Raw genomic sequence first — 1,830 nt, forward strand, 5'->3', positions numbered from 1 at the left:
CGGCTCGGAAGGCTCGCTGGGCTTTTTGAACGAGGCGGTGTTGAATGTGCTGCCGATTCCCAAGCACTCCACTCTGGTCAATGTGCGCTACACCAGTTTTATGGATGCACTGCGGGATGCCAAAGCGCTGATGGCCGCTAGCACCTCTTCACAACCTCAGCCGCAGGCGCTACAACCCCAGCCGCAGGCGCTTCGCCCGACTTCCATAGAGACCATCGATGACACCGTGCTGCAGTTGGCCATGGAAGACTTCGTCTGGGACAGCGTAGCGGAATTCTTCCCGGCGACCGCTAACACGGCGATTCGTGGCATTAACCTGATCGAGTTTAATGACGACGATGAAAGCGCCCTCGCCGAGCGGGTACAAGCCTTTACCGACCACCTAAGCCAAGACACCACCGTTGAACGCCTAGGCTACACCTTGGCCGAGGGGCGTGGGCAGATCCAGAAAGTCTACGCCATGCGCAAGCGCTCGGTGGGTTTGCTCGGCAATGTGCAGGGCGAGAAGCGGCCGATTCCGTTTGTGGAAGATACCGCCGTGCCGCCGGAGCACTTGGCGGACTTTATCACCGAGTTCCGCGCCGCGCTGGACGCCCGAGGCCTCGCCTACGGGATGTTTGGCCATGTAGATGCTGGGGTACTGCACGTGCGCCCCGCCATCGATATGAAGGATCCCGAACAGGAAACACTGATTCGCGCGGTATCCGATGAAGTGGTGGCGCTGACCCAGAAATATGACGGCCTGCTGTGGGGCGAACACGGTAAGGGTGTGCGCTCGGAGTACTCACCTAAATTCTTTGGTGAGCTTTATCCCAGCCTACAGCGGGTAAAAGCCGCCTTTGACCCCTATAACCAGCTTAACCCTGGCAAGATCGCCTCGCCTCTCTCTAACCCGCCCGGGGCCGCGGGCATTTCCACCTCGCCCGACGCTGCGGGTAAGCCTCAAAGCAGCGAGCTAATCGCCAGGGATAGCGATCCCGATCTGTTAACGGTGGATGGCGTGCCCATGCGCGGTCAGTTTGATCGCACCATCGATGAGCGCGCCTGGCAGGCCTACGACGCCGCGGTGTACTGCAACGGTAACGGTGCCTGCTACAACTACGACCTTGATGACCCCATGTGCCCCTCCTGGAAGGCGACGCTGGATCGTCGCCACTCGCCCAAAGGCCGTGCCAGCCTGATCCGCGAGTGGCTGCGCCTGCAGACCCAGGCGGGAATCGATGTCGTTGAGGAGTCGCGCAAGAAAAAAGCCGAAGGCGGCTGGGGCTTTATTAAACGCTTTCCGCTGCGGGTGGCGAATACTCTAAGCCGCAAGCAGCACCACGACTACTCCCATGAAGTTTATGACGCCATGGCGGGTTGCCTGGCGTGTAAGTCCTGCGCGAGTCAGTGCCCGATCAAGGTCAACGTTCCCCAGTTCCGCTCGCAGTTCTTGGAGGTCTACCACGGCCGCTACCTGCGCCCGATTCGCGACTACGTGATTGGCGGCACCGAGTTTATGCTACCTACCCTGGCCAAAGCCGCACCGCTGTATAACGCCGTGATTGGCCAGCGCTGGGTAGAGCAACTGATGCGCCGTACGCTGGGCATGAGCGACTCCCCGGCGCTTTCACGGGCCAGTGTTAAAAAGCAGCTGAACGCCTGGGGCGTCGCCGAGGCAACACCGCTCTCACTGGCCCTGTTAACCGAACAGCAGCGTGCCAATAGCGTGATTATTGTCCAGGATGCCTTCACCACCCACTTTGAAGCCAAGCTGGTGATGGACGTGGTGGAACTGCTCTCGCGCCTCAATCTACGCGTGTTTGTGATGCCCTATTCGGCGAACGGCAA

Annotated in this window: 1 protein-coding gene; it reads left to right on the top strand. The window is 60.1% G+C overall.

What is annotated here, in order from left to right; genetic code table 11:
* The coding region (locus K7H09_RS24245; RefSeq protein ID WP_330165632.1) for an FAD-binding and (Fe-S)-binding domain-containing protein at positions 1–1,830 on the top strand (1,830 nt) is incomplete at both ends.

It is taken from the genome of Halomonas sp. IOP_14 (assembly GCF_021021315.1).
Classification (GTDB): domain Bacteria; phylum Pseudomonadota; class Gammaproteobacteria; order Pseudomonadales; family Halomonadaceae; genus Vreelandella; species Vreelandella titanicae.